The 19,586-nt window shown below is 63.7% G+C and carries 17 protein-coding genes; 5 read left to right on the top strand and 12 right to left on the bottom strand.

What is annotated here, in order from left to right:
• Window positions 1-18 precede the first annotated feature (18 nt).
• The 3 genes from D3242_RS14095 to D3242_RS14085 are packed head-to-tail and all read right to left on the bottom strand — an operon-like array spanning window position 19 to window position 4,131.
• A complete protein-coding gene (locus D3242_RS14095) occupies window positions 19-2,313 on the bottom strand; it encodes a xanthine dehydrogenase family protein molybdopterin-binding subunit (protein ID WP_081295860.1) in 2,295 nt (764 codons plus the stop codon).
• A complete protein-coding gene (locus D3242_RS14090; RefSeq protein ID WP_064980462.1) occupies window positions 2,306-3,670 on the bottom strand; it encodes a c-type cytochrome in 1,365 nt (454 codons plus the stop codon). The genes D3242_RS14095 and D3242_RS14090 overlap by 8 nt, the downstream gene beginning before the upstream one ends.
• 2 nt (window positions 3,671-3,672) lie before the next feature.
• Window positions 3,673-4,131, bottom strand: coding sequence for a (2Fe-2S)-binding protein (locus D3242_RS14085; protein ID WP_019860467.1), 459 nt, complete (start codon window positions 4,129-4,131; stop codon window positions 3,673-3,675).
• A gap of 429 nt (window positions 4,132-4,560) precedes the next feature.
• On the opposite strand from D3242_RS14085, the gene D3242_RS14080 reads away from it, so the two are divergent.
• Together D3242_RS14080 and D3242_RS14075 are read left to right on the top strand one after the other, a co-directional pair.
• Window positions 4,561-5,310, top strand: coding sequence for a DUF4142 domain-containing protein (locus tag D3242_RS14080; RefSeq protein WP_064980460.1), 750 nt, complete (start codon window positions 4,561-4,563; stop codon window positions 5,308-5,310).
• Window positions 5,311-5,335: 25 nt separating this feature from the next.
• Window positions 5,336-5,938 carry a general stress protein gene (locus D3242_RS14075; protein WP_019860465.1) on the top strand — a complete coding sequence of 201 codons (603 nt, stop codon included), beginning with the start codon at window positions 5,336-5,338 and terminating at the stop codon, window positions 5,936-5,938.
• Window positions 5,939-5,991: 53 nt separating this feature from the next.
• Here the strand turns inward: D3242_RS14075 and D3242_RS14070 are convergent, their stop codons facing one another.
• The 7 genes from D3242_RS14070 to D3242_RS14040 form a co-directional block, all read right to left on the bottom strand.
• The gene (locus D3242_RS14070; protein ID WP_064980458.1) at window positions 5,992-7,158 is read right to left on the bottom strand and encodes an extracellular catalytic domain type 1 short-chain-length polyhydroxyalkanoate depolymerase; all 1,167 of its coding nucleotides are present in this window, start codon (window positions 7,156-7,158) and stop codon (window positions 5,992-5,994) included.
• 136 nt (window positions 7,159-7,294) lie between these two features.
• On the bottom strand, window positions 7,295-7,528 hold the full coding sequence (locus tag D3242_RS14065) for a hypothetical protein (RefSeq protein WP_027047260.1): 234 nt from the start codon (window positions 7,526-7,528) through the stop codon (window positions 7,295-7,297).
• Between the two features lie 114 nt (window positions 7,529-7,642).
• On the bottom strand, window positions 7,643-8,437 hold the full coding sequence (locus tag D3242_RS14060; RefSeq protein ID WP_019860462.1) for an ATP-binding cassette domain-containing protein: 795 nt from the start codon (window positions 8,435-8,437) through the stop codon (window positions 7,643-7,645).
• Entirely contained in the window at window positions 8,437-9,534 is a 1,098-nt protein-coding gene (locus tag D3242_RS14055) for an ABC transporter permease (RefSeq protein ID WP_064980456.1), read from the bottom strand. Before D3242_RS14055 ends, D3242_RS14060 begins: the two co-directional genes overlap by 1 nt.
• Window positions 9,535-9,689: 155 nt before the next feature.
• A complete protein-coding gene (locus tag D3242_RS14050; RefSeq protein WP_019860460.1) occupies window positions 9,690-10,646 on the bottom strand; it encodes a rhizopine catabolism ABC transporter substrate-binding protein in 957 nt (318 codons plus the stop codon).
• Between the two features lie 257 nt (window positions 10,647-10,903).
• Window positions 10,904-11,803 carry a myo-inosose-2 dehydratase gene (gene iolE, locus D3242_RS14045; RefSeq protein ID WP_019860459.1) on the bottom strand — a complete coding sequence of 300 codons (900 nt, stop codon included), beginning with the start codon at window positions 11,801-11,803 and terminating at the stop codon, window positions 10,904-10,906.
• Window positions 11,800-12,897 carry a Gfo/Idh/MocA family protein gene (locus D3242_RS14040; protein WP_244748378.1) on the bottom strand — a complete coding sequence of 366 codons (1,098 nt, stop codon included), beginning with the start codon at window positions 12,895-12,897 and terminating at the stop codon, window positions 11,800-11,802. Before D3242_RS14040 ends, iolE begins: the two co-directional genes overlap by 4 nt.
• A 118-nt stretch (window positions 12,898-13,015) precedes the next feature.
• On the opposite strand from D3242_RS14040, the gene mocR reads away from it, so the two are divergent.
• Entirely contained in the window at window positions 13,016-14,485 is a 1,470-nt protein-coding gene (gene mocR / locus D3242_RS14035) for a rhizopine catabolism transcriptional regulator MocR (RefSeq protein WP_019860457.1), read from the top strand.
• Between the two features lie 49 nt (window positions 14,486-14,534).
• On the opposite strand, the gene D3242_RS14030 is transcribed toward mocR, so the two are convergent.
• Window positions 14,535-16,241 carry an AfsR/SARP family transcriptional regulator gene (locus D3242_RS14030; RefSeq protein WP_064980452.1) on the bottom strand — a complete coding sequence of 569 codons (1,707 nt, stop codon included), beginning with the start codon at window positions 16,239-16,241 and terminating at the stop codon, window positions 14,535-14,537.
• A gap of 146 nt (window positions 16,242-16,387) precedes the next feature.
• Between D3242_RS14030 and D3242_RS14025 the strand changes: the two genes are divergently transcribed.
• Both D3242_RS14025 and D3242_RS14020 read left to right on the top strand, forming a co-directional pair.
• Entirely contained in the window at window positions 16,388-17,056 is a 669-nt protein-coding gene (locus D3242_RS14025; protein WP_038648836.1) for a peroxiredoxin, read from the top strand.
• Window positions 17,057-17,093: 37 nt separating this feature from the next.
• The gene (locus tag D3242_RS14020; protein WP_019860453.1) at window positions 17,094-18,227 is read left to right on the top strand and encodes an NAD(P)/FAD-dependent oxidoreductase; all 1,134 of its coding nucleotides are present in this window, start codon (window positions 17,094-17,096) and stop codon (window positions 18,225-18,227) included.
• A gap of 53 nt (window positions 18,228-18,280) precedes the next feature.
• Here the strand turns inward: D3242_RS14020 and D3242_RS14015 are convergent, their stop codons facing one another.
• The gene (locus D3242_RS14015) at window positions 18,281-19,483 is read right to left on the bottom strand and encodes an MFS transporter (protein ID WP_064980450.1); all 1,203 of its coding nucleotides are present in this window, start codon (window positions 19,481-19,483) and stop codon (window positions 18,281-18,283) included.
• Window positions 19,484-19,586 lie beyond the last annotated feature (103 nt).

Below are 19,586 nucleotides of genomic sequence, written 5' to 3'. Positions count from 1 at the left end.
CCATGAAGCGTTGATGCCTCAAACCGCCAGCGAATAGCCCAGATCGCGCAATGGCAGCTGGCGCACGCGTTCTCCGGTGGCGGCGAAGATGGCGTTGCCAAGGGCTGGCGCCAGCGCCGGGAAGGCGGGTTCGCCCATGCCGGTCGGCGGATTGTCCGACTGGATGAAATAAGGATCGATGGTCATCGGCGCGAAGGGCATGCGCAGGATCGGATAGGCGTTGTAGTTCTGCTCCTGTATCAGGCCATTTTCGATGTTGATCTTGAGCCCCATGGCGGTAGAGAGCGCGTCGGTCGACGCGCCCTGCGCCTGGGCTTGGGATCCGGCCATGTCGATGATCGGGCCGACATCGAGCACCACCAGGATGCGTGCGATCTTGATCCGCTTGTTGGCGTCCACGCTGAGTTCGACCGCCTGCGCGACATGGCCGGCATGGGAATAACACCAGGCCAGGCCCAGTCCGCTGCCCTTCGGCAGCGTCTTGCCCCAGCCAGCCTTGTCGGCGCACATCTTGATCACGCCGGTGGCCCGGCTGGGGCTGAAGTTGACGGTTCTGTCCTTGGGCACCAGTTCAGGCACGTCGCGGTTCACCGCGTCGAGAAGGAATTCGACATGGTCGCGACCCGATGCAAGCGACAGTTCATGCATGAAGCTTTGCGCGGCGAAGACCTGGGCATTGTCGCCCGGCGCGCGCCAGGCGCCGGTGGGGATCCTCAGCGGGAACATGGTCTTGGCGCGGCGCAGGTTCGGCGCCTTGATCGAGTATCTCAGATTGTCGGTAAGGTTGGCGCCTGAAGCCTCTTTCTTCCCGTCGGCGGTGAAGGTGATGAAGTGTTCCTGCCAGGCGTCGAGCCTGCCCCCCTTGTCGATCGCGCCCTTGAACTGGTGGTAACCGGCGGGCCGGTAGAAGTCGTGGGCGAAATCGTCTTCCCGGGTCCACTGCAGCTTGACCGGGTCCTTGACCCTTTTGGCGATGGCTGCTGCCTCGCAGGCATAGTCGTTGACCAGCCGCCGCCCGAAACCGCCACCGACCCGGGTCTGGTGCATCACCACTTTTTCCGGCGCAATGCCTGCCACCTTGGCGACTATCGGCAAGCCCCGATCGGGTTGCTGGGTGGGCACCCACATTTCCATCACCCCGTCATGCCAATGCGCGGTGGTGTTCATCGGCTCCAGAGGCACATGCGCGGCGAAGGGATATTCGTAGTAGGCCTCCACGGTCTTGGCGGCATTGGCGAAGGATTTGTCGACGTCACCGATGTTGTCGTCGGGCTTTTGCGGGAAATTGGCCGCCTGCTTTCTGGCCTCGGCAGAGAATTGCGACGTTGAGTCCCTTGAAGCTTCGCTCAGATCCCAATCCACCTGAAGCTTGTCCTTGGCCTGGAACGCGCTCCAGGTATCCCTGGCGATGATGGCGACGCCCGGCATCACTTCGACCATCATGCCGGTGCCGTCCACAGCGAAAGCGTCGAGGACGCCGTGCAGGGCCTTGATCTCGTTCGCATTGAAGGACCTGACCTTGCCGCCGGCAGCCGGACATTTGGTGTAGGTGGCATAGACCATGCCGGGAAGCTGGACATCGATACCGAACAACGGCTGGCCGCTGACCACCTTGGGATCGTCGACGCCGCGATAGCGCTTGCCGATCAGGCGGTAGTCGGCGCGGCTCTTAAGCTTCAGGCTCTTGGGATCGGGCACGGGCATTTTCGCGGCGGCGACGGCAAGCGACCCATAGGTCGCGGACCTGCCGCTGGCGGCATGGGTCAAGACGGAATCCCTGGCGGTAATCTGCGAGGAATCCACCGCCCATTGCCCGGCGGCCACGGCGACCAGCATCGCCTTGGCACCGGCACCGGCCTGGCGCAGCTGGTCCCATGCATGCGGGATGGAGGTCGAGCCGCCAGCGCCCTGGCTGCCATAGACCTTGGGATTGATATCGGCCTGTTCCATGACGACATGGTTCCAGTCGGCGTCGAGTTCGTCGGCAATGATCACGCCGAAAGAGGTCTTGATGCCCTGGCCGATCTCCGGGCATTTGGAATAGATGGTGATCGTGTTGTCCGGAGCGATACGGATGAAGGCGTTCATCGCCTGGTCCTTGCCATCAGGCTCATCGACGTTCGCCGTTTCGGCGGCGAACGCTGTACCTCCCAGACGGAACCCCAGCACCAGCCCTGCGGCGCTTGCGCCGGCCAGCTTGAAGAAGGTGCGCCGTCCCATGGTCAGCGACACCCCGGCTGGCGGCACCGAACGGACCTCGCGTATCAGTGCCGAGAGGTAGGCGTCGGATTGGGCAAACTGTGTGTCAGCCATTGGGTGCCTCCTTGGATTGCTGCGCCGCCTGCTGTCGCAAAGCGCTCACATCCTTGCCTGTTAAGTCAGCGCCTTTGGCGCCGAACCGAGCGGTGACGTAGTTGGCCACCGCCGCGATGTCGTCGTCCGAATAGCCAGCGCCAAAGGCCGGCATGAAGATCCTGCCGTCGGTGGTCTTGCGGTTGACGCCGTTGATGACGGTCTGCGCCACATTGGTGGCGCTGGGGTCGTTCACCGCGCGCACGCCGGTCAGCGTGGCAAAGCCGGTGACCGGGCTGACACCGGTCCAGTCGTGGCAGGAGGCGCAGGCGCCGGCGAAGATCTTTTCGCCCCGCGAATTGGCATCCGCCGCCACGCCTTCCCTGTACGAGGCAGGTGCTGCGGTGGTGACGGTGCGCGGCAGGTCGCTCGCATGGGCGGGGATGCTGCGCAGATAGGTCGCCAGGGCACGGGTGTCGTCCGGCACGAGATAGCTCAGACTGTCGTCGGCGGCTTCACCCATCGGGCCGGCGGCGCCGCCATGACCATTGGCATGACCGGTGGACAGATAGGAAGTGAGATCCTCGTCGCTCCAGTCGCCGAGGCCGGAAACGTTGTCGCCGGTGATGTTGTAAGCGCGCCAGCCGGCGGTAAGGGTGCCGGCGAATTTGCCATGATTGTCCAGCGCAAAGGCCAAATTGCGCGGAGTATGGCAGTCGCCGCAATGGCCCATCGCTTCGGCAAGATAGGCGCCCCGGTTCCATTGCGGGCTCTCACTGGTGTTGGGGCGGAAGCGTTCATCGGGATTGAACATGACGTTCCAGAGCGCCAGCAGGCTGCGCTGGCTGAAGGGCCAGGAAAGCTGGTTTTGCCTGGCCGGGGCATTCACCGGCGCCAGCGTGAAGAGATAGGCCTTGATGGCCAGCGCGTCGGCATCCGTCATGTAGGTGTAGGAGCTGTAGGGCATGGCGGGATAGAGTTTCGCGCCGTCGGCGCGAATGCCCTTGTGCACGGCCGCGAGAAACTGGGTGTCAGTATACTTGCCGATGCCGGTCTGCTTGTCCGGCGTGATGTTGGTCGAATAGATCGTGCCGAACGGCATGTTGAAGGCGAACCCGCCCGCAAAGGGCGCGCCGCCCGGAGCGGTATGGCAGGCCTGGCAGTCCGCCGCATGAGTCAGATATTCGCCGCGCTTCACCAGATCGGCGCTGGCAAGCTGAGCCGGGACGCCGGTGACATCGGCGCCATGGTAGTCCGCCAACGCCACGGTCGAGCCGCCGGCAAAGGACATCGGATCGCGGCCGAGATAAAGCCAGCCCGCGAAACCAAGTGCGACGACGACGATGACCGCAACGACGATGCCGATGATTTTCTTCATGGTCAGGCCGATTTGGCGGCGGCGTTCTTGATGGCCCGGCGGATGCGGATATAGGTCCCGCAGCGGCAGAGATTGCCCGCCATGGCGGCGTCGATGTCGGCATCGTCGGGCTGCGGGTTCGCGTCCAGCAGCGCCGTGGCCGACATGATCTGGCCGGCCTGGCAATAGCCGCATTGCGGAACCGCGGCCTCCATCCAGGCCTTCTGCACCTTGGCGCCGTTGGGCGTGCTGCCGATCCCTTCTATCGTGACGATGGCGCGGGTGCCGACATCGCCGACGGTCAACTGGCAGGAGCGGACCGGCTTGCCGGCCACATGCACCGTGCACACGCCGCATTGGGCGATGCCGCAGCCATATTTGGTGCCGACGAGGCTAAGATGGTCGCGCAGCACCCACAGAAGCGGCATGTCTTCCGGCACATCGACGTCTCGCGACTGTCCGTTGATTGTAAGCGTGAGCATGTGTCCATCCCTGGCTGACGGCGTAATCGATCGAACGACAGATTTGCTCGTCAAAATGATAGGGGAGGGATGGCCGGCAAGTAGGGAACGGATCGTACACATTTCCGGCATCGCCGCTGCCGGGCGGCCGAGCAGAAGCAGAGGGTTGGCTTCGTCAGTGGCGGTTCTTTTGCTATCCCGTGCCGCGCGTCTCCGGCCCACTTCGCCAGTTCCCGGTCCAGGCCCACCAGAGCTGATACCAATGCAAGAAGGGGACCGTTAGTAAAAATCGTGCGCCAACCAGTTTCGCACACGTCAATTTCAGTGCCCCGCGCCCTCGTTAGATAAAACCAAAGCCGGCCACCGCCGGATAATCTCCGGTCGCCCGGAACAAAGCTGACTGGCGCAGGTTAGGTCCCCAGCACATGTGTGCATGAAAGGATCCTTCCCATGAAAACGCGCATACTTCTGGCCTCACTGGCCACAGCTACAGCCATGGCTTTTGCCTTGCCCGCGCTTGCCGCCGACAGCGCACAGGACTTCGTCGACAAGGCCGCGGCCGGCGGCATGTTCGAGGTCGATTCCAGCAAGCTTGCCGAAAGCAAGGTGCAGGATAAGAGCGTCAAGGATTTCGCCCGCAAGATGATCGACGATCACGGCACCGCCAACGCAAAGTTGGAAACAATCGCCGGCGAGCAGAAGCTGACGGTTCCGAAGGAGCTGGATGCCAAGCACAAGGGTGACGTCGACACTCTGCAGAACGGCAAGGATCCGATCGACGGCCCCTATGTGCAGATGCAGCGCGACGCGCATGCCGATGCCGTCAAGCTGTTCGAGAGTTACGCCAAGGACGGCGACAACGTCGAGCTGAAGACATTCGCCCAGCAGACCGTGCCGACGCTCAAGATGCACCAGGAGATGATCGAAAAGATCGCGGCGACCATGGGCACCCAGTCGTCAAGCTCGCAGACGCCAAAGGTCACGGTTGGTGACAAGCCCGAGCAAGCTCCTCCGCTTCCCGGTGCAAACAGCTTCACCGAAGACCAGGCGAAGGGCCGCATCCAGGATGCCGGTTTCGCCGATGTGTCAAAGCTGACCAAGGACGACCAGGGCATCTGGCGTGGCCAGGCCAACAAGGACGGCAAGAACACCACCGTGGCGCTGGACTACAAGGGCAACGTCGTTGCCGGCACCAACTGAAACTAAGATCCAGGAGATCGAAATCATGAAGACCGTAACCGGACTGTTCGACAATTATGACGATGCTTCCGACGCCGTCGGTGAATTGGAAGCCAGCGGTGTGCCGCATGACGATATCAGCATTGTTTCCAGCAATGCCGACAATCAGCACGACGATGACGGCTCCAAGGCCGCGGATGACGCCGCCGGCGGCGCAGGACTGGGAGCAGCGATCGGCGGTGCCGGTGGACTGCTCGCCGGACTTGGCCTGATGGCTATTCCCGGCGTTGGTCCCGTGGTGGCTGCCGGATGGCTGGCTGCCACTGCGGTTGGAGCCGTTGGCGGCGCGGTGGTTGGCGGCGCGGCTGGCGGCATCGTCGGAGCGCTCACCGATTCCGGTATCCCCGAGAATGATGCCCACGTCTACGCCGAGGGCGTGCGTCGCGGCGGCACGCTGGTCACTGCCAGGGTCGATGATCAGCTGGTGCCGGCGGCCGAAAGGATCCTGGGCCAGGCTAAATCCGTCAACCTCCAGGAACGGCGTGGCGAATACCAGGCCGACGGTTGGACCGGCTTCGATCCGGACGCGGAGAATTACCGCTCGAATGAAATCGGCCGCGACGGCGCTCGCGACGTGAACCGAGTTTGATCGACAGGGCCTCGCTGCCGAAAGGCGGCGGGGCCTTTCTGCCGAAGCTTGGGTTAGCGCATCAAGCCGGCCGCACGAAGCGCATCTTCAATGACCTTGCCAACGCCTGTAGCAGAGGCGCGTGAACCATCGGCCTCCGGTTGTTCGACAGGTTCCACACGCGCTGGCCTCGGCCTTTCCGGCGCAACATAGGTGCGCAAGGCCGCAGCTGCCGTGGCATGCGTCGCCGTAGCGTCAACCGTCGCCTCGCTTCGGGCATCGGCGCCTGCGAGATTCCAAAAAGCCGCCATGCGTCTCGTCGACGATATTCCAACATCCAGCATGAACGGCGCTGCGTGGCCCAAACCGTCCGGTCCCACCGTGTTCAAGGGGGTGCCATGGCCCATGCCGGCAATGGTGTATTTTTCGATCACCTCATTGCCATCGGCGTCGCACCAGACCTGCCGCGTTTGCCCGTCGACAGTCTCCGTTCGACCATGGCCCGCATCGACGCGGTGAACGCCTTGCCATTGGGCGACAAGGGCATCCGCGTTGGACGGCGCCACCGTGCGATCGGCCGTGCCCTGCCAGATCGAAATCTTCGGCCAACGCCCTTTGTGCGATGACGCCTGCGCCAGGCGCCGCTGGAGTTCCGACTTAGTCGGGCCACCATGCCCGCGCATGCGATCGAACGCTTCCGGAATCGTCGATGCGCTGCCATAGGCAAGGCCCGCAATGATCGCGCCGCCGGCGAACACGTCCGGATAGGTTGCCAGCATTGCCGCTGCCATGGCGCCGCCCGCTGAAAGACCGGTGATGAAAATGCGCTCTCGGTCCAGGCCATGCTTCGTCACCATGGCTTCGATCATCCGGCGGATGGAAAGCGCTTCACCGCGATCGCGGGTTACATCTTCGGGCACGAACCAGTTGAAGCAGAGATTGGCATTGTTGGCTCGCTGCTGTTCGGGGAACAACACCGCAAACCCTTCTTCGGCCGCCAGGCGCGACCAGCCAGCGCTGTGATCGTAGCCCGCCGCGGTCTGCGTGCAGCCGTGCAGGACGACAACCAAGGCTGCTCCCCTCGGCAAGTCCTCGGGTGCGTACAAACGCGCCCGCAGGGCACCCGGATTGGATCCGAACTCGGCGAGATCGGACAGACTGTCGGGGTGGTTTTGTTGGGAAAATGCCGTCCTGCCTCGCATGGCCGAAAGGCGAGCGATCGTATCTGAGATATTCCGCAAATCGAAATCCTAGCCGCCGGAGTGGCGGAAGCCCGAGCACAATGCACTTGCAGCAACATCGTTGCTGCACTGCACAATAACAAGCTTACGCAGGGGTAGGTGAGAGGCGGATGCTCCGTTCGAGGCCGTTCCGATTCTACTGGTCCGAAAAACTCACGCTCACGCCGCGCTGGCGAAAATAGGCCTGCATCAATTTGCGGCCCGAGCGGTTATTTTGCGCCAATTTGGCCGGATCGAACACAGCCTGTTTCATCCCCTCGCGTGTCAGCGCGGCCTTGAGTGTCGCGATATGTGCGTCGATGTCGGCATTGTCCGCCCGAAGCGATGCATAGATATTCTCGGTCGCCTCGGCCACGGTCAGTTCGCTCACTGCTGTCGTCCTCTTGTTGATTGGGCGGCGGCTTAGCACAGATTCGCGGCGCCGCCGATACCGATGCGTAGCGGCCAGACTGGTCAGCCACACGGATCCGATCGGCGCCGCGCCCTAGGCCGGGCTGCTCCTGGCCGATTTGGCCAGTTCCTGCTCAAGATCCACCAGTTCCTTGCCGCCTGCCATCAGGTTGAGCAGCTGGTCGCGGGTGATTTCGCCCTTGGCGTAGGTGCCGGTGCTCCGACCTCGCTTCAACAGCGTGAAGCGGTCGCCGACGACATAGGCGTGATGGACGTTGTGGGAAATGAAGATGACGCCGATGCCGCGCGCCTTGGACTGCACGATGAGCTTCAGCACCACCGATGCCTGGTGGACACCCAGCGCCGAGGTCGGCTCGTCCAGGATCAGCACCTTGGCGCCGAAATAGACGGCGCGCGCTATAGCCAGGCATTGCCGTTCACCGCCCGACAGCGTGCCGACCGGCTGTTCGGGGTCGCGCAGTTGGATGCCCATCGCCGACATTTCGTCATAGGCGGTGCGGTTGGCGAATTCGGCGTCGAACTGGCTGATCGGCCCGAATTTGCGCATCGGCTCTCGCCCGAGGAAGAAGTTGCGCGCCACGCTCATCAGCGGCACCAGCGCCAGGTCCTGGTAGACGGTCGCGATGCCGCTGTCGCGCGTATCGGCGGGCGAGGCGAACCGCGTCGGCTTGCCCTGCACGCGGATTTCGCCTTCGTCCGGCGTGTAGACGCCCGACAGGGTCTTGATCAGCGTCGACTTGCCGGCGCCATTGTCGCCGAGCAGGCAATGCACCTCGCCGGGGCAGACATCGAAGGACACGTCCTTCAGCGCCACGACTGAGCCGAAATATTTGCTGACCGATTTCAGTTCGACATAGGGCTCGGCCATCACCGGCTCCTCATGGCGCGGTTGCGCACATAGCTGTTGAACAGTACCGCGATGACCATCATGGCGCCCATGAACAGCTTGAACCAGTCGGTGTCGATGCCGGTGTAGAAGATGCCCATCTGAACCACGCCGAAGATGAGGGCGCCGAACATGGCGCCGATGGCTGACCCGTAGCCACCGGTGAGCAGCGTGCCGCCGATGACGACGGCGATGATGGCCTCGAATTCCTTTTGCGTGCCGCGCAGCGTGTCGGCGGAGCCGGTGACCAGTACCTGGATCGCCGCGAACAGGGCGGCCGCGAGTGCCGTCATGACGAACAGCGTGATCTTGGTGCGCGCCACCGGCACGCCGAGATTGCGCGCGGCATTGGCTTCGCCGCCGGCGGCGAAAATCCAGTTGCCGAAGCGGCTCCGCGTCAAGAGCCAGGTGCAGGCCAGTGTCAGCACGATCCACCACACGATCGACACCGGAATGCCTGATATCGACGGCATTCCGTCCGCCCGCTTGCCGATCAGGCCGAGGTCGGCCAACCAGGCGATCACGCCTGAGAAGACCTGGCCAGAGAACAGGCTGTTGAGCGGATCGTTCTGCGCCAGCTCGTGCACGCCCGACACCTGGGTCCGCCCTGAAATGCCGCGCGTGAGGCCAAGAGTGAGGCCGCGCAGCATGAACAGGCTGCCAAGCGTCACGATGAAGGAGGGCAGTCCGGTCCTGACGACGGCGAGTCCGTTCAGAGCGCCAATGCCGCCGCAGACGGCGAAGGTGAACAGCAGCGAAAGCCAGATCGGCCAGCCCCAGAACACGGCGGGGATGGCGATGAGGATGCCGGCAAAACCGATCATCGAGCCGACCGACAGATCGAACTCGCCGGCGATCATCAGCAAGGCCACGGGTGCGGCGAGAATGCCAAGCTGGGCCGAGACTTCGAGGAAGTTGACGATGCCCTTGGCGCTGAACAGTCCCGTGTTTCCCGCCGTGATGGCGAAGAACACGAAGACCAGCACGGTGCCGGCGGCCGCGCCAAGCTCCGGCCTGCTCAGCAGGCGGCTGAGGCGTGAGACGGACCGGACCCGCTCGTCGCGAATCTCTGAAACCATGGCTGCTTGCCCTTCACATAGAGCCGTTCACCGTTTCACGGAAACGCCGAACAGGACTATCTCCTTGCCTTGACGCAATTCCGGACGGAAAACCGTTCACACTTTTCCTGGAATTGCTCTGATGAAACGGCCGGGGCGGGACCCGGCCGTCTGTGTTAGCGCTTGCCTTGTTTCGACAGCTCGATGACCGAGGCGGCGGTGTCCTTCGTGACGAAGCCTGGGCCGGTCGGATAGTCGGCGATCGGCATGATCTTGTACTTCTTCCAGAGATCGAACATCGCGACCGGGATATAGCCCATGGCATATTGCTGGGCGTCGATGCCCCATTCCATCTTGCCGCCGACGACGGCCTGCAGGATCGTGGGCGAAAGATCGAACGTGCCGGTCTTCACCTTGCCCGACAGGCCCAATTCATCAAGCGCGGCCAGCGTCGGTTCGGCGCCGCTGGCGCCGACGGCGAGGATGAATTGTGTATCGGCATGAGCGGTCATGTAGGCGATCACGCGGTTCTTCATTTCGGTCGGGTCGATGACGCCGTTCATCACCGGCACGTCGACGCCCAGACCCTTGGCGAAGCCGGCGCAGCGGTCGTCGAGGCTCGAATTGCCGACCTCGTGGTTGGCGCAGACCGCCTTGGTGAGGCCGAGCGCCTTGATGCGCTCGCCAGCCATGACGCCCGCCTGGAATTCATCCTGCCCCATGAACAGCAGGCCGCCAAGGTCGTGGGTGAGCTTCGAGCCGCCGGAATCGATGACGATCACCGGGATGCCGGCGGCGACGGCGTTCTTGACCGGAGTTGTAAGGGCGGCCGCGTCGGGGATCGAGACGACCAAGCCGTCGGGCTTCGAGGCCGCGATGGCGTCGATCATTTGCCCCATCTTGGCCATGTCGAAGGTTTCGGGCGCCAGATATTCGGCCTTGACGCCGAGCGTCTTGGCGGCATCGTCCATGCCGTTCTTGACGACCGACCAGTAGGGATCGCCGCTCTGGCCATGGGTGACGAACACCACCCGCGTTTGGTCGGCGGCCGCAAGGGTCGTGGCCGCCGCCATCATCGTGAAGCCGGCCAGCAGGCCGAGCGCAGGCTTTATTAATTTCGCAAGCACAGACATAACAACCTCCTGTTTGTTTTCCGCCGCCGCAATTACGGTCGGCAGTCCAGTTGCCCCTTTAAGCTGTGTTGATATTCAGCTGATGCCGGCCTGCAAATGGCAGCTTTCTCCGCTTCCGGTGCTCACGGACCTAATGTCCGCTCCGCTCCGGTTCTCGAAAGCCGTCATTTTCGGCTCGACCTGACCTGAATCTCAACACACCTTTTCCAGTTTCATTCCTCAGCACTGGTTCCCTGGAGGCCGAACAGTGGCCTCGATCATTCCATGACGGTAAATCCGGCTTGCCTCGCCATGCGCGACAGGTTCTTAAATCCCATCGTCGCATAGGTCAGCGGGTTGGCCTTGTTGGGGTCCTGCTCGGCCTCGACGACCAGCCAGCCGCTGTAACCATTATCGGCCAGCACGCGCAAAATGGCGGGATAGTCGATGAAGCCGTCGCCAGGGACGGTGAAGATCCCTTCCATGACGGCGCCCATGAAACTCATGTCCTCGGCGCGGGCACGCTCGAGCACGGGTTTGCGCGCGTCCTTGCAATGCACATGCACGACGCGTTTGACCTGCGCCTTGATCAGGGCGAGCGGGTCGCCGCCCGAGAAGATCGAATGGCCGGTGTCGTAGAGCAGACCGACCGCCTCGCCGGTATGCCGCATCAGCAGGCCAACCTCGGCATCGGTCTCGACGATGGTTCCCATATGATGATGAAAGGCCATGCGCACGCCGAAATCCGCCATCCTTTCGGCGAGTGCCGTCAGCTTGCGGCCATAGGCCGGCCATTCTTCCGGGCTCAGGGCCGGGCGTTGCGAGATCGGTCCCCAGATGGCGTTGTGGCGCCCGCGCGAGGTGTCGGCATAGACGACATGGGTAGAGCCCATATCCTTCAAGAGCTGGAGATGCGGCGTGATCGCATCCATTTCCGCGCTGACGTCCTTCTCGTCGCAGCGGCCATCATACCAGCCGGAAATCACCGCGAGGCCATAGCGGTCCATGATCGGCTTCAGCTCGGCCGAGCGGCGCGGAAACTTGCCGCCAAGTTCGGTGCCGGCATAGCCGGCCTGCCTGGTTTCGCTGAGGCAGACTTCAAGCGGCGTATCGCCGCCGAGTTCCGGCACGTCGTCATTGGTCCAGGTGATCGGATTGATGCCGATGCGAACCGTCACGGGCGAACTCCTGATTGCTTCGATTGGGCGAGGTGGTGGCGGGTCAGCCCAGCCAGCAGCGTCATGTCGCGGCGCGCATGCTCGGCGGTGTTGCGCACCGGCGTACCCTCGACGATTGCCGACCAGAAACCCTTCAGCTCCTCGACGAAAGCCTCTTCATAGCCGCTGCGGATGTCGCGGCTGGAAAGCGTGTGGCCGTCGCCGGTGCGGACGGTCAGCCGCGTCGGCTGGTGGTTGAGATAGGGCGAGGGAAATTCCAGTTCGAGCGAGGCGTCGTCGAAATGGAGCGTGATGCGCTCGCGGTAATCGGGCAGGCCCGGAGTGGCGATATGCACCATGGTCCACAATGCCTGGCCGCCGAGCAGCCGGACAGTGCCCTGGCCAGCTTCGCCTTTGGCGAAGAGCGAGGCACCGACGATTTCGCCATCGGCGACGCCGAGCGCATCGAGCAAGCCATGGACGGCGTTGACGTCGTGCACGATCGACGAGGAATAGGCGCCGACAAAGCCGCGAAAGGCGTGGGGATCGTCGATCCCGGGCACCGCGCGGTCGACCTGCTCGCGCTGCCTGGCTTCGGTCGAGGCAATCAGTTCCGGCGCGACGTCGTCACCCCGGCAAGTGGAGGCGTGCCGGATGAAGGGCCAGGCGTCGGGATCGTTGACCTCGACCGAAACGGAGCGAAGTGTCCGCGCCGTGCCAGGCAGCATGGTCAGCGCCGCCTCGTAGCTCGGGTCGAAACGCTTCATATAGCCGACCTGGAGGACCTTTCCGGCGCGATCCCTCGCGGCGATCAATTCGTCGATGTCCTGCGCGCCGTAGCAAAGCGGCTTTTCGCAGAAGACATGCAGGCCCCTGGCAAAGGCAGCGAGGCTCTGTTCGCGGTGCAGCGCATCCGGCGAGGCGATGACCACGGCGTCAAGCGGCATGGCGAGCAGCGCGTCGAGATCGGAAAATGTTTCGAGGCCGAATTCCTGTGCGACGAAAGCGCGGACTTTTCGCGACGGATCGTAGACGCCAAGGATCTTGAACTGCCGGTGCAGCTTGAGCAGGTTCGGAATGTGCTCGACCTGGGCGACGCCGCCTGCCCCGATCACTCCCACCCTTATGCACTGCATCGGCCAGCCCCATCTGAACCCGAACGCTTTTTTCTTGAGGGTAGGCCTCCTTTGGTTCCATTGTTAGAACCAGATTCTATTGATTTTCGGGAACCAGATGAAGACCAGCTTTCCCGTCGACGGCATCGCCCTGGATCGCGACAGCCCCGCCAATCTGCACCGGCAGCTCTATGTCCAGTTACGCGGCCTGATCGAACGGCGCGTGCTGCCGAGCGGCCACGCACTGCCCTCGACACGGGTCATGGCGCGGGATCTGAATGTCGGGCGTAACACGGTGATTGCCGCTTGCGACCAACTGGCGCTGGAGGGCTATCTGGCGATACGTCCGCGCAGACCCTCAGTGGTGATGGACCTACCGACGCGTTCGGCAGTTGCGGAACAAATGTCGGTCGAGGACGCCAATCCGCTATCGCGGCGCGGGCAGACCATGCTTGCCCAACCCTATCATCATGGCCGGCCGGGTATGCTTGCCTTCCATCCCGGCATGCCGGATCCGGACAATTTTCCGTTCAACACCTGGTCGAAACTGCTCAGCCGCCGCGCCAAGTTCGCCCATATCGATCTTTTCGGCACCTATCACGTCAAGGGCTATCCGCCGCTTTGCGAAGCCATAGCGCGCTATCTCACCGCCTCGCGCGGCGTGAAGTGCACCGCCGAGCAGATCGTCGTGACCAATGGCGCACAGTCGGCTTTCGATCTCCTGGCCCGGCTGCTGATCGATGATGGCGACACGGTGTGGATGGAGGAGCCTGGCTACTACGGCGCCGGCTCGGCCTTCGTCTCAGCCGGGGCGAAACTGGCGCCGCTGCGTGTCAGCAATGCCGGCTGGGATCTCGATCCGCCTGATGTCGTGCCCCGCATGATCTTCGTGACGCCCTCCTGCCATCACCCGCTCGGCATAACCATGCCGATGGAGCAGCGGCTCAACCTGCTGCACATGGCCGAGACCTGGCGCTCGTGGATCATCGAGGATGATTACGACGGCGAATATCGTTTTCAGGGCCAGCCCATTCCGGCACTGCAGGGCATCGGCGCGTCGAACCGCGTGGTCTATGTCGGCACTTTCGCCAAGATCCTTTTCCCGGCCATGCGTCTGGGCTTCATGGTGGCGCCCAAGGCGATCGACCATACGATCGTCTCGGCGCTGAGCGTGAGCGGCCAGTTCGCCCCCTTGCTGACCCAGGCCGCGCTGGCGGACTTCATGAATGAGGGGCACTTCACCCGCCATCTCAGGCGGATGCGGCGGCTCTATGCGGAGAGACGGCAGTTCTTCCTGGAAAGCGCGCAACGGCACCTCGGAGAATGGCTGGATTTCCACGCGACCGAATCCGGCATCCAGGTCGTCGGCATTTTCCGCGACACATGCAGCGACAGGGCGGTTGCCGAGGCGGCGCTCCAGCAAGGCATCAACGTGTCGGCGCTGTCGATCCAGTACCGCCACGGCACGCAGCAGAACGGCCTTGTCATGGGCTTCGCGGCCGCCGATGCGCAGACGACCGAAAAGACGATGCAAAAGTTTCGCACCGTGCTGCAAAGCCATTTTTCGCGAATGAACAATTCAAGATAAGAAATTGAGATTATGTGCTTTTTAAGCCTGCATCGTGCTGCTGGCGGTGCTAGCCTAGATCTGCCATCCGTTCCCGACAGCGCACCTCGTCGATCGGCCTGCCAAGCGCAGCGAAGCGTGTGGCTGCTTCCTCGAACGCCGCGACCGCCCGGGTTTTGTTACGCTCGGCCCGGCGCTGCACGCCGCGTGCTTCCCACACGGCCGCCACCCAGGGGCCGCCGTTCCACATGCCGGCGACCCGCTCAGCCTCGTCGAGCCGGCGATTGACCTGTTCGATCTCGCCCGCCTCGGCCAGGGCAACGGCGGCCGCCGTACGGAAGGTCATCGAGCAAGGCTGGCAATTGCAGCCCGATGACAGCATGCGGTCACCTTCGCGAATGGTCTCGGCGATCCTCTCGGAGGTGGCGGCGGCGCGCACCTCAAGCCCTTTCAGGCTGATCAGCAGGTGCGGCGCCAGCCAGGAAGAACGGGCAAGGGTGGTGGCGCGGTGGATCAACCGTCCTGCCTGCCATTTCTGGTGGCGGGCAAGCGCGAGTTCCGTCAGGCGCTGGAGCGCCAGTACGCGGCCGGCCACGGTTCCCACCTGCGCGTAGAGTCTTTCAGCGTCGGTCAACATGCGTTCGGCCTCGGCCAGCTGGCCCGAGAAGAGCGCTGCCTCGCCCAGCACGAGCGAGGCCAGGCCGCGCCCGGCGACCGAGCCGGCGCCTTCGGCCACCGACAGGAGCTCTCGTGCAGAGGCGGCTATGTCGTGGTGGCCCTTGGCACTGCAGAGGCAGAATTCGGCCAGGCACAGATGCCCGTCAAAAACGTTGGAGACGAAGGCTGGCTTGGAGCGGACCCATTCGATGAACTCCGCCCTGAACAGTTCGCGCCACTGGCCCTGCATGTGCGCCACCAGGCCGATCAGGGCGCTGGCCTCGCCAACCTCGCGAGCCAACCCCGCGCCCATGGCAAGTTCGCGGGTTTCCCGGCCAACCTGGCCGGCCTTGGCGAAGTCGCCGCTTTGCAGGTGCAGCAGGCCCCAGGCCAGCGAGGCGCGGATGCGGTCGCTCAAACCGACGGGGTCGATAGAGGGCACGGCCAGCGCCTTTTCATAGAGCTTCACGGTTTCGGCGCCCGGGCCGACGCCGAGGTCGATCCGCAGGCTTTCGCTCAGCTGGTTGAACAGCCGGATCGCCTCGGCGCGGTTGCCGGCGTCGAGCGCCGATTGCATCAGGGCGCATTGTGCCTGCTCGTCGGCCGGGTCCAGCGCGATCAGGCGCTGCCAGAGCTTGCCGGCCCGCAGCACCTCGGCATAGCGCTGCCGCAGGGACTGGCGGGGCGTTTCGAACCAGTCGACATAGGGGTCGTCCGGCAGCAGGTCTCCCGTGTAGAGATCGGCGGCCGCTTCACAGGCGGCGGGATCTTCGCCGCGCAAGGCAAGCCTGGCGGCGGCCTCGAAGGTCTCGACGTCGATCTCGATGTCGGCGGCCGGGGCGAGGGCAATGATATCGGCCGCGTGCTCGATGAGGCCATGGGCGCCCAGCGCGCGGCGGGCAAAGTGGATGGCCTTGCGCAGATTGGCGCCCGCGGCCTCCGGATCGAGATCGGGCCAAAAGGCCTCCATGACCTGTTCGCGGTGGATACGGTGGGAGCGGGCGACGGCCAGCAGCTTCACCAGCGCGGCGCCTCGATCCCGGCGCCACGCCGCGGCCGCTACGACCTGATCGTCCAGACTGACGCTGAAGCCGCCAAGCAATTGAATTCGGACACGCAATCGAAAGGCCCTTTCAGGATGCGAGGCCCGCGCGTGCCCGAAATCCGGCCGTCACAAACACCTGCGCGGCGGGGAACGCTGGCGGAACATAGGTTGCCTAGTCTGCACCCGTAGTCAATTCCAACCGTCTCTCACAGGAGGATCAAATGTCTCTTCGTATCGCCGACATCGCGCCCGACTTCACCGCCGAAACCACCCACGGCCCAATCAGCTTCCACGACTGGCTGGGCAATTCATGGGGCATCCTGTTTTCTCATCCCAAGGATTTTACCCCCGTCTGCACCACTGAACTCGGTTACATGGCCAAGCTAAAGCCCGAGTTCGACAAGCGTAACGTCAAGATCATTGGGCTTTCCGTCGATCCGGTCGAGCGTCATGCCGGATGGGCTGATGACATTGCCGAGACCCAGGGACACGCGCCGAATTTCCCGATGATCGGCGACCCAATGCTGGCCATTGCCAAGCTCTACGATATGCTGCCCGCCACGGCCGGCGACAGCGCCGAGGGGCGTACGGCGGCCGACAACCAGACGGTGCGCCATGTCTACGTCATCGGGCCCGACAAGAAGATCAAGCTGATGATCGCCTATCCGATGACCACCGGCCGGAACTTCGACGAGATCCTGCGTGTGGTGGATTCCATGCAACTGACCGCCAAGCATCGCGTCGCCACGCCGGTGAACTGGCGGCAAGGCGACGACGTGATCATCGCAGGTTCGGTATCGAACGACGAAGCCAAGGTGCTCTATCCCGAGGGTTGGAAGCAGCCCAAGCCTTATATCCGCATCGTGCCGCAGCCTCACAGCAACGCCTGAGCGTTCCCGAAGACATCAGGCAACAGGAGGTGACAGTATGAAAACCCGTATCCTTATCCTCGGCGCCGGTTTCGGCGGGCTCGAGCTCAGCACGTCCTTGTCCGAAGCTTTGGGTGACAGCATTGCTGTCACCCTGATCGACAAGTCGGATTCCTTCGTGTTCGGCTTTGCCAAGCTTGACCTGATGTTCGGCCGCGCAACCGAAGCGGCTGTGCGGCTGCCCTACGCCGACTATGCCAAGGCCGGCGTCACGATGAAGCGCGAGACCGTCACCGCCATCGACCCGGAACGGCGGCGCGTGACGACGGATAAAGGTGTGCATGAGGCGGACATATTGGTGATCGCTCTCGGCGCCGACTATGATGTCTCGGCCACACCAGGCATCACGCTCGGCCGCAACGAATTCTACTCGGTTCCGGGCGCCGCCCATATGGCCAAGGTGCTGCCCGGTTTCACCCACGGTCATGCCGTGATCGGCGTCTGCGGCGCGCCTTACAAATGCCCGCCCGCGCCCAGCGAATGCGCCTTGATGCTGCATGACTACCTGACCGAGAGGGGCGTCCGGGGCGACTGCCAGATCACCTATGTGAACTCAATGTCGAGCCCGGTGCCGCCTTCTCCCGAAACGTCGAAGGCGCTTCTGGCCGCCTTCGCCGAGCGCGCCATCACCTTCATCCCCAGCACCCGGGTGGTTTCCGTGGACGAGGGCCGCAAGGTTGTGACGCTCGACAATGGCGGCGAACTGCCCTGCGATCTGTTCCTGGGCGTGCCCCGGAACCGCGCGCCCGATGTCGTCGTCGAGGCCGGCATCACGGAGGGTGGCTGGGTCACAATCGATCCGCGCACACTCGAAACCCGCTTTCCCGGCGTCTACGCGCTGGGGGATCTGGCCAATACGGGTGCGCCGAAGGCGGGCGTCTTTGCCGAGGGCGCCGCACGCACCGTTGCTGCGAACCTGATCGCCAGGCTCCGCCATGAGGAACCGACGGCCAAGAACCCGGGGGCAGGATCCTGCTACATCGAGTTTGGTGCCAACCGGATCGCCAGGGTGGATGTGGATTTCTTCTCCGGCCCAAAACCCACCGGTGCTTTCTATGAACCGTCTGAGGCTTTGCGGGTCGACAAGGTGAATTTCGGCTCCAGCCGCAAGGCCCGCTGGTTCGGGCATTGAGCTTCGACAAAAGCGGGCGCCGATGAATTGTCACCAGCGCCCGTCCATCCGCTTCAGGCCAACTGCAACTGCCTGCGCGGCAGGGGTGGGAAGGCGATCGCTATGCCCGCGGCGCCCAGGCCGATAAGGGCCGAGCCGATGAACAGCCAATGGTAGCTGGCATAGGCGTCGAACACCATGCCGCCGGCGAGCGGGCCGAGCGCCATGCCGAGGCTGGACAGCATGGTGGCGGCGCCGAACACGGTGCCGAGGATGCGCTGGCCGAAATATTCGCGCGCCAGCACGGCATAGAGCGGCATGACGCCGCCATAGGTGGCGCCGAAGATGACGGCCAGCACATAGAACTGGTCGAGCTGGCTGACCGAGAGATAGGCGGCAATGACGATCGCCTGGATTACCAGACCCGCGATCAGCACCGGCTTGACGCCGAGCCTATCGGCCAGCACGCCGTAGAGAAGCCGGCCGCCCAAGCCAGCGAGGCCCTCGACACTATAGATTGTGACGGCCGCCATGGGGGCGACGCCGCACAGCATGGCGTAGCTGACCATGTGGAAGATCGGCCCGGAATGGGCGGCACAACAGGCAAAAAAGGTCAGCCCGAGCACGATGAATTGCGGCGAGCGCAGTGCCTGGGCCACGCTCATGCCGGTGCCCTCGGCGACCGGCGCGGAAGCCCCGCCCGCCACAGCGGGCTTTGGCGGCTGACGCACCAGAAGCACCGCCGGCAGCAGCAGCACCCAGGCCATGATGCCGATGTCGAACATGGCGGTGCGCCATTCATAGGCCGAGATCAGCCAGCGGGCGAAAGGCGAGATCGTCATCGGGGCAACGCCCATGCCGGCCGAGACCAGCGAAACCGCAAGGCCGCGGTTGGTGTCGAACCAGGCCGTGGTCAGCGCGATCATCGGTGCGAAGAAGGCGCTGGCGGCAAGCCCGACGAGGACGCCATAGCTGATCTGGAAGGTCAGCAGCGAGCCGGCGCGGCTCGCCACCACAAGTGCCAGGCCGAGCAGCACGGCACCGATCGCCACGACGATGCGGGCGCCGAAGCGGTCGGACAGCGCGCCCCAGGCGAAACCGCCGAGGCCCATGACCAGGAAGTTGAGCGTCATGGCGCTCGAAATGCCGGCGCGCGACCACTGCGTGTCGATCGCCATCGGTTCGAGAAAGATCGCCAGCGAAAACATCGTGCCGATGGCGACACAGGACATCAGCGCTCCTGCCGCGACGATGACCCAACGATAGGAAAGTTCCATGCAAATCTCCCATGCCAGAGGGCAGCGCTGCGCGCTGCTTGCGTCCGAAGGACGATGGCACCGAAACCGATCCTACAATCTGGTTGCATTTTTTATCCAGTCC

It is taken from the genome of Mesorhizobium jarvisii (assembly GCF_003601985.1).
In the GTDB taxonomy this organism is placed as follows: Bacteria; Pseudomonadota; Alphaproteobacteria; order Rhizobiales; family Rhizobiaceae; genus Mesorhizobium; species Mesorhizobium jarvisii.
The sequence above is the reverse complement of the archived record's forward strand: the minus strand, read 5'-3'. Positions and strand labels throughout refer to the sequence as shown.

What these genes read in the sequence shown, in the direction of transcription:
- D3242_RS14095 (WP_081295860.1), bottom strand. Translation starts at nt 2,313, where the DNA reads ATGGCTGACACACAGTTTGCCCAATCCGACGCCTACCTCTCGGCACTG.
- D3242_RS14090 (WP_064980462.1), bottom strand. Translation starts at nt 3,670, where the DNA reads ATGAAGAAAATCATCGGCATCGTCGTTGCGGTCATCGTCGTCGTCGCA.
- D3242_RS14085 (WP_019860467.1), bottom strand. Translation starts at nt 4,131, where the DNA reads ATGCTCACGCTTACAATCAACGGACAGTCGCGAGACGTCGATGTGCCG.
- D3242_RS14080 (WP_064980460.1), top strand. Translation starts at nt 4,561, where the DNA reads ATGAAAACGCGCATACTTCTGGCCTCACTGGCCACAGCTACAGCCATG.
- D3242_RS14075 (WP_019860465.1), top strand. Translation starts at nt 5,336, where the DNA reads ATGAAGACCGTAACCGGACTGTTCGACAATTATGACGATGCTTCCGAC.
- D3242_RS14060 (WP_019860462.1), bottom strand. Translation starts at nt 8,437, where the DNA reads ATGGCCGAGCCCTATGTCGAACTGAAATCGGTCAGCAAATATTTCGGC.
- D3242_RS14055 (WP_064980456.1), bottom strand. Translation starts at nt 9,534, where the DNA reads ATGGTTTCAGAGATTCGCGACGAGCGGGTCCGGTCCGTCTCACGCCTC.
- D3242_RS14050 (WP_019860460.1), bottom strand. Translation starts at nt 10,646, where the DNA reads ATGTCTGTGCTTGCGAAATTAATAAAGCCTGCGCTCGGCCTGCTGGCC.
- mocR (WP_019860457.1), top strand. Translation starts at nt 13,016, where the DNA reads ATGAAGACCAGCTTTCCCGTCGACGGCATCGCCCTGGATCGCGACAGC.
- D3242_RS14025 (WP_038648836.1), top strand. Translation starts at nt 16,388, where the DNA reads ATGTCTCTTCGTATCGCCGACATCGCGCCCGACTTCACCGCCGAAACC.
- D3242_RS14020 (WP_019860453.1), top strand. Translation starts at nt 17,094, where the DNA reads ATGAAAACCCGTATCCTTATCCTCGGCGCCGGTTTCGGCGGGCTCGAG.
- D3242_RS14015 (WP_064980450.1), bottom strand. Translation starts at nt 19,483, where the DNA reads ATGGAACTTTCCTATCGTTGGGTCATCGTCGCGGCAGGAGCGCTGATG.